This is a genomic window from Mariniflexile gromovii (assembly GCF_017814435.1).
GTDB lineage: Bacteria > Bacteroidota > Bacteroidia > Flavobacteriales > Flavobacteriaceae > Mariniflexile > Mariniflexile gromovii.
Window position 1 is genome coordinate 1 of record NZ_JAGJCB010000037.1, and the last position, 7279, is coordinate 7279.

Below are 7279 nucleotides of genomic sequence, written 5' to 3' on the forward strand. Positions count from 1 at the left end.
ATAAAGTATTATAATAATGAAAGAATTAAACTAAATTTAGAAGGTATGAGCCCGACTGAATATCGAGCTCATTATTATCAAAATTAATTATAAATTTGTCTAACCTTTTGGGTTCACTCTATACTGGTTGCGTTTTTTATTTAAAGACTTCTGCTTTCACAGAAATTCATTTTATTTCACTTCTTCGAAGTCTACATCTTCAACATCGCTAGATTCTGCTTGTCCATTTTGGTTTGCAGCATCTGGTCCTGGTTGCGCACCACCTTGTTGCGCTTCAGCTTGTGCTTTGTACATTTCTTCACTAGCTACTTTCCAAGCTTCGTTTATTTTCTCTAAAGCTGGGTCAATAACCGCGATATCTTTAGTTTCATAAGCTTTCTTAAGTTCTTCTAATGCTTCTTCAATTGGTTTCTTTTTATCATCCGATAATTTTTCGCCAAATTCTTTCAACTGACTTTCAGTTTGGAAAATCATAGCATCAGCAGCGTTTAATTTTTCAGCTTTTTCTTTAGCTTGTTTATCTGCTTCAGCATTCGCTTCAGCATCTGCTTTCATTTTCTTGATTTCTTCTTCAGTTAAACCAGAAGAGGCTTCAATACGAATATCTTGTGTTTTATTTGTAGCTTTATCTGTTGCTGTTACGTGTATAATTCCGTTGGCATCAATATCAAACGTTACTTCAATTTGAGGTGTTCCTCTTCTTGCTGGTGGAATACCATCTAAGTGGAAACGTCCAATAGTTTTATTATCGGCAGCCATAGCTCTTTCACCTTGTAACACGTGAATTTCTACAGATGGTTGATTATCAGCAGCTGTTGAGAATACTTGCGATTTCTTGGTAGGAATCGTAGTATTTGCTTCAATAAGCTTCGTCATTACATTACCCATAGTTTCAATACCTAACGATAATGGCGTAACGTCTAATAACAATACATCTTTCACATCTCCTGTTAACACACCACCTTGAATACCAGCACCTAACGATACAACTTCATCTGGATTAACTCCTTTACTTGGTGCTTTTCCAAAGAATTTCTCTACGGCAGCTTGTACAGCAGGAATACGAGTAGATCCACCTACTAATATTACTTCGTCAATATCTTTAATGGTTAAACCGGCTGCTTTTAATGCAGAGGCACATGGCTCAATGGTACGTTTTACTAAATCGTCAATTAATTGCTCGAATTTAGATTTTGTTAATGTACGCACTAAGTGTTTTGGTCCGCTTGCAGTAGCTGTAATATAAGGTAAGTTGATTTCTGTTGAAGCAGAAGATGATAATTCAATCTTAGCTTTTTCAGCAGCTTCTTTTAACCGTTGTAAAGACATTGGGTCCTTACGTAAATCTAACCCTTCTTCAGCGTTAAATTCATCAGCTAACCAGTTAATGATTTTTTCATCAACATCATCACCACCTAAGTGTGTATCACCGTCTGTTGATAATACCTCAAATACACCATCACCTAATTCTAAGATAGACACGTCATGTGTTCCACCTCCAAAGTCAAAAACCACGATTTTTTGGTCTTTTCCTTTTTTATCTAAACCATAAGCCAATGCAGCTGCAGTAGGCTCGTTTATAATTCTACGTACTTTTAAACCAGCAATTTCACCAGCTTCTTTAGTTGCTTGACGTTGGCTATCGTTAAAGTAAGCAGGTACGGTAATTACAGCTTCACTAACCGTAGTTCCTAAATAATCTTCAGCAGTTTTCTTCATTTTTTGAAGAATCATAGCCGATAATTCTTGAGGCGTATATAAACGACCATCAATATCAACACGTGGTGTATCGTTATCGCCTTTTACTACTTTATAAGGTACACGGTCTGCTTCTTTTTTAGATTCAGAATATTTATTCCCCATAAAACGTTTAATAGAATAAACCGTTTTTGTTGGGTTAGTAACTGCTTGTCTTTTTGCTGGATCACCAACTTTAATTTCGCCGCCTTCAACAAATGCTATTACCGATGGCGTTGTTCTTTTTCCTTCCGCGTTTGGGATTACAACCGGCTCATTACCTTCCATTACCGAAACGCAAGAGTTGGTTGTTCCTAAATCGATTCCAATTATTTTACTCATAATATGTTTTATTTGTGTTGAATGTTCATTTTTAAATTCGATTTATATAAGTCAATGATTGTGCCAACACAAACAAACTGACAAGCTGTCATAAAATTAAAGTTTTCAGTCGCAGTCACAGTCGCAGTAAACAGTTCACAAATCGTTAATCGTTAATCAAAAATCTAAAATCATAATTTATTGGGCGCATCCCTATCGGGTCGGGCTTTACGCGCTACACGGTAGCTTGCTTCAATCCCTTGCGCACTTGTTCTCAGCAACATTCATAATAGCCAAATAATTTTTAAATGCTCAATTCTTTTCTCTTTGAAACTTTGCAACTTCCTAACTCCGTAACTTTGAAGCTTTGCAACTTTGCAACTTAGTACCAACTAAAAACAACCTATATTTGTAACAAACCTAAATGAGCCTCATGGAATGTATTTCAGTTTTCGATATGCTTAAAATTGGCGTTGGTCCTTCAAGTTCCCACACCCTAGGACCTTGGCGTGCCGCCGAACGTTGGATAAAAGAATTAAAAGAAGCCAATAAATTTGATGCCGTAGAAAGCATTTTGGTAGATTTATACGGTTCCCTATCATTAACAGGCAAAGGACATGCCACCGATTATGCCATTATGCTAGGCTTAACCGGTGCCAACCCCGAAACTATTCCTGTGGAAAACATACACGAGATTGTTTCAAAAATAAAAGACACACATACTCTACTTTTTAATAACGAAAAAGCACTGGAATTCAACCCGAAAACCAACATCGTTTTCAATAAAAAATTCTTACCCTTTCATGCCAATGCGCTTCGGTTTACAGCCATTATAAATGGCAAAGAAGAACACGCAACCTACTACTCTATTGGTGGTGGTTTTGTGGTTCAAGAAGAACGGAAAATGGCAGAAGCCAAAAAAATCATTTTTCAATGTACGTTTCCTTACCCTGTGGAAACGGGGGTCGATCTTTTAAAATACTGCAACCAACTCGACAAATCCATTTCCGAAGTTGTTCTAGAAAACGAAAAATCAATCCACTCCATCAAAACCATCGATTCTGAACTCCAACGCATCTGGAACACCATGCTGGAATGCATTTACATTGGCTGCCATACCGAAGGTAACTTACCTGGTGGTTTAAATGTACGTCGTCGTGCTTTCGATACCTATCAAACCCTAAAAGGAGATTTGCCATATAACTCACCACAAGAATGGCTTGAAACAATTAGAAAAACTGAAGTTAAATTCAGGCAAATACTTAAATGGGTAAGCTGTTTTGCTTTATCGGTTAACGAAGTTAATGCCTCTTTAGGTCGCGTAGTTACGGCTCCTACCAATGGTAGCGCGGGCGTTATTCCTGCGGTTTTAATGTATTATATGGTGATTGAAAACCATGAAGCCAATTTTAACCACATCAAACAGTTTCTGCTGGTTGCAGGCGAAATTGGAAGCATCTTTAAAAAAGGCGCTACCATTAGTGCCGCCATGGGTGGTTGTCAAGCTGAAATTGGCGTATCTTCCGCCATGGCCGCCGCTGCGTTGTGCGAACTTATGGGAGGTTCCCCAGAACAAGTATTGGTAGCAGCCGAAATTGCCATGGAACACCACTTAGGTTTAACCTGCGATCCCATTGGCGGTTTAGTTCAAATACCTTGTATAGAACGCAACGCCATGGGCGCCATAAAAGCTATAAACGCTGCAGAAATGGCTTTAGATACCGACCCGAAAAACGTAAAAGTGCCTTTAGATAAAGTGGTTGCAACCATGTGGGAAACCGCCAAAGACATGAACAAGAAATATAAAGAAACTTCCAAAGGTGGTTTAGCCATTGGTGTAAATATGTCGGATTGTTGATTAAAAAAGCCTCAAAGTAACAAAGTAGCAAAGACACAAAGTGGAGAAAAAAAACTTTTGAAAGCCCACCACTCACACAAATCTAAAACTCTGAAACTTTGAAACCCTGAAACTTTGCTACTTTGAAACTTTGATACTCAAAAAAACATTACTTTTACATTCTATTTTTTAAAACAAAACAAATGTCTGTAGCCAAAAAAGAATATAAACGCATCACAGTGAAAACTTTAGTTGATATGAAAGCCTATGGCGAAAAAATATCAATGCTTACGGCCTATGATTATACCATGGCGAAAATAGTTGATGGTGCAGGCATTGATGTTATTCTTGTTGGTGATTCGGCAAGTAACGTTATGGCAGGACACGAAACCACGCTACCAATTACTTTAGATCAAATGATATATCATGCATCTTCGGTAGTTCGTGCCATAGACCGTGCTTTGGTTGTTGTAGATTTACCTTTTGGAAGCTACCAAAGTGACCCCAAAGAAGCCCTTCGTTCTGCCATTAGAATTATGAAAGAAAGTGGTGGACATGCCGTGAAACTTGAAGGTGGCAAAGAAATTAAAGAATCCATAAAACGCATTTTAAATGCTGGAATTCCTGTTATGGGGCATTTGGGTTTAACACCACAATCTATTTATAAATTTGGAACATACACCGTTCGTGCCAAAGAAGAACAAGAAGCTGCCGATTTAATTAAAGATGCCAAGTTATTGGAACGCATTGGTTGTTTTGCAATTGTTCTAGAAAAAATACCTGCTAAACTTGCCAAAGAAGTAGCCGAAAGTGTTAGCATTCCCATTATTGGAATTGGTGCCGGTAGTGGTGTTGACGGACAAGTATTAGTATTACACGATATGCTTGGAATGACACATGAATTCCATCCCCGTTTTTTACGCCGCTATATGAATTTATATGAAGAAATGACCAATGCTATTTCTCAGTATGTAGATGATGTGAAAACGGTAGATTTTCCTAATGATTCTGAGCAATATTAATTTAGGCATTAGGCATTAGGCATTAGGCATTAGGCATTAGGCATTAGGCATTAGGCATTAGGCATTAGGCATTAGGCAAAAATAATATTCGTGAATTAGTGACTGAAAAAATACTTTCCAATAAAAACAACCTTCAGGTTCTATATGAAGACAATCATATAATTGTAGTAAACAAACGCGCTGGTGACATTGCTCAAGGTGATAAAACGGGTGACAAACCTTTAAGCGAGGTTGTAAAAAGTTATATAAAAGACAAATATAACAAACCTGGGAATGTTTATTTAGGTGTAGTACATAGGTTAGACAGACCTACAACCGGACTGGTAATTTTTGCAAAAACCAGCAAAGTGTTACCACGTTTAAACGCCCTTTTTGTTTCAAAAGATATTGATAAAACTTATTGGGCTATTGTAAAAAATATGCCTCCCAAACCGGAGGATTCATTAACACATTGGTTAAAAAAGAATCCGAAAAACAACAAATCTTCAGCTTACATTAAAGAGGTAAAAGACAGCAAAAAAGCCATTCTTCATTATAAACTCTTAAAGAAGTTGGATAATTATTTTCTACTTGAAGTTAATTTAGAAACGGGCAGGCATCATCAAATCCGTTCACAACTTTCTACTGTAGGCTGCCCCATTAAAGGCGATTTGAAATATGGTTTTGACAGAAGTAATCCCGATGGCAGCATCCATCTACATGCAAGACACATCACGTTTATGCATCCCGTAAAAAACGAACCTATAAATATTACAGCACCTTTACCAAATGACCCCATTTGGGATGCTTGCAATGCTTAATTTTATATCTTTATAAAAAAACACTTTGGATTCCATTAACAGCATTCTTTCGTCTCAAAAATCTTTTTTCAGTTCTCAAAAAACTAAATCGGTTTCAACCAGATTGGTTTATTTGAAAGCTTTGAAAAGCGAAATTATTTCCAAGGAAAACGCTATTTACAAAGCCATAAACAAAGATTTCGGAAAATCGGAGTTTGAAACTTTTATAAGTGAATATGGCCTGGTTATTTCCCAACTTAATTTAGCCATAAAGAACCTAAAAAATTGGTCGAAACCTAAACGCGTCAAATCCTCCATACTAACATTTCCTTCCAAAGATTATATTTATAAAGAACCTTACGGAAATGTGTTGGTTATCGCACCATGGAATTATCCGTTTTTATTGGCATTGGAACCTTTAATCATGGCTGTTGCCGCAGGAAACACCGTAGTTTTAAAACCAAGCGAACTTACTGCACATACATCACAACTTATAACGGACATCATTGAAAATGTATTCCCAAAAGAGTATGTAACATCTATTCAAGGTGGTGTTGAAGTTTCAACCGAATTGCTAGCCCAAAAATGGGATTATATTTTCTTTACGGGAAGTGTTTCCGTTGGAAAAATTGTAGCACAAGCCGCTTCAAAACATTTAACCCCTGTTACTTTAGAATTAGGTGGTAAATCGCCTTGCATCATTGATGAAACCGCAAATTTACAATTAGCTGCAAAACGCATTGTTTGGGGCAAGTTTTTTAATGCAGGACAAACATGTATTGCTCCAGATTATATAATAATCAAACGCCCTTTAAAACAAGAATTCATTACATTTTTAAAAGATGAAATCACTAATTTTTATGGAGAAAACCCCAAAGAATCTAAAGACTTCCCAAGAATAATAAACACTAAAAACACCAAACGCATTGCTGAAATGCTAAAAGGCACCAACGTTGTTTTTGGAGGTATTGTAGATGAAACCAATAACTACATTGCGCCTACTATAATTGATGAACCTAGCTTGCAAAGTGATGTAATGAACGAAGAGATTTTCGGTCCTATTTTACCAATTTTAACTTATGAAACTAAAGAAGACATAAACCGAATCATCACCAATTTTGAAAAACCACTGTCGCTTTACACGTTTTCAAATGACAACAAATTCATTGAATACATACTAAAAACTTATAGTTTTGGTGGAGGTGTTGTAAATGATGTTTTAATTCATTTTGGCAACCATAAACTCCCTTTTGGAGGTGTGGGCACAAGTGGTATGGGCGCTTACCATGGCAAACATGGGTTTGATACGTTTACTCATAACAAAGCGATTATTAAACGCGGTAATTGCTTAGACCCATCGCTTCGATATGCACCGTACAAAAACAAGCTGAATTTTATAAAAAAAATATTTAAGTATTTTACTTAATGATTTCCGTCATCCTATGTTTGTAGAATGAAAATTCTTTGAATAATGAGTAAATTTATTTTCAACAGAAGATAGAGAAAGATAAAAGCTAAGTCCTGTCATTGGTCTTAAAGGCTGTTCGCAATGCTAGTTCCTTTCTCTCTCTGCTTTGAACTTG

At 36.7% G+C, this 7279-nt stretch carries 6 protein-coding genes; 5 read left to right on the top strand and 1 reads right to left on the bottom strand.

Annotated features, from left to right (window positions below; translation table 11 throughout):
• Nucleotides 1-87, top strand: a complete 87-nt coding sequence (locus J8H85_RS19235) for an IS3 family transposase (RefSeq protein WP_394368987.1) — start codon at nt 1-3, stop codon at nt 85-87.
• A gap of 84 nt (nt 88-171) precedes the next feature.
• On the opposite strand, the gene dnaK is transcribed toward J8H85_RS19235, so the two are convergent.
• On the bottom strand, nt 172-2079 hold the full coding sequence (dnaK, locus tag J8H85_RS18560) for a molecular chaperone DnaK (RefSeq protein WP_209657169.1): 1908 nt from the start codon (nt 2077-2079) through the stop codon (nt 172-174).
• 412 nt (nt 2080-2491) lie between these two features.
• Here dnaK and J8H85_RS18565 point away from each other — a divergent pair, with 412 nt between their 5' ends.
• From J8H85_RS18565 to J8H85_RS18580, 4 genes are all read left to right on the top strand, one after another.
• Nucleotides 2492-3916, top strand: a complete 1425-nt coding sequence (locus tag J8H85_RS18565) for an L-serine ammonia-lyase (protein WP_209657171.1) — start codon at nt 2492-2494, stop codon at nt 3914-3916.
• Between the two features lie 182 nt (nt 3917-4098).
• On the top strand, nt 4099-4917 hold the full coding sequence (gene panB, locus J8H85_RS18570; RefSeq protein ID WP_209657173.1) for a 3-methyl-2-oxobutanoate hydroxymethyltransferase: 819 nt from the start codon (nt 4099-4101) through the stop codon (nt 4915-4917).
• A gap of 98 nt (nt 4918-5015) precedes the next feature.
• Nucleotides 5016-5717 carry an RluA family pseudouridine synthase gene (locus tag J8H85_RS18575; protein WP_209657175.1) on the top strand — a complete coding sequence of 234 codons (702 nt, stop codon included), beginning with the start codon at nt 5016-5018 and terminating at the stop codon, nt 5715-5717.
• 34 nt (nt 5718-5751) lie between these two features.
• The gene (locus J8H85_RS18580) at nt 5752-7122 is read left to right on the top strand and encodes an aldehyde dehydrogenase (RefSeq protein WP_379937473.1); all 1371 of its coding nucleotides are present in this window, start codon (nt 5752-5754) and stop codon (nt 7120-7122) included.
• Nucleotides 7123-7279: the final 157 nt, after the last annotated feature.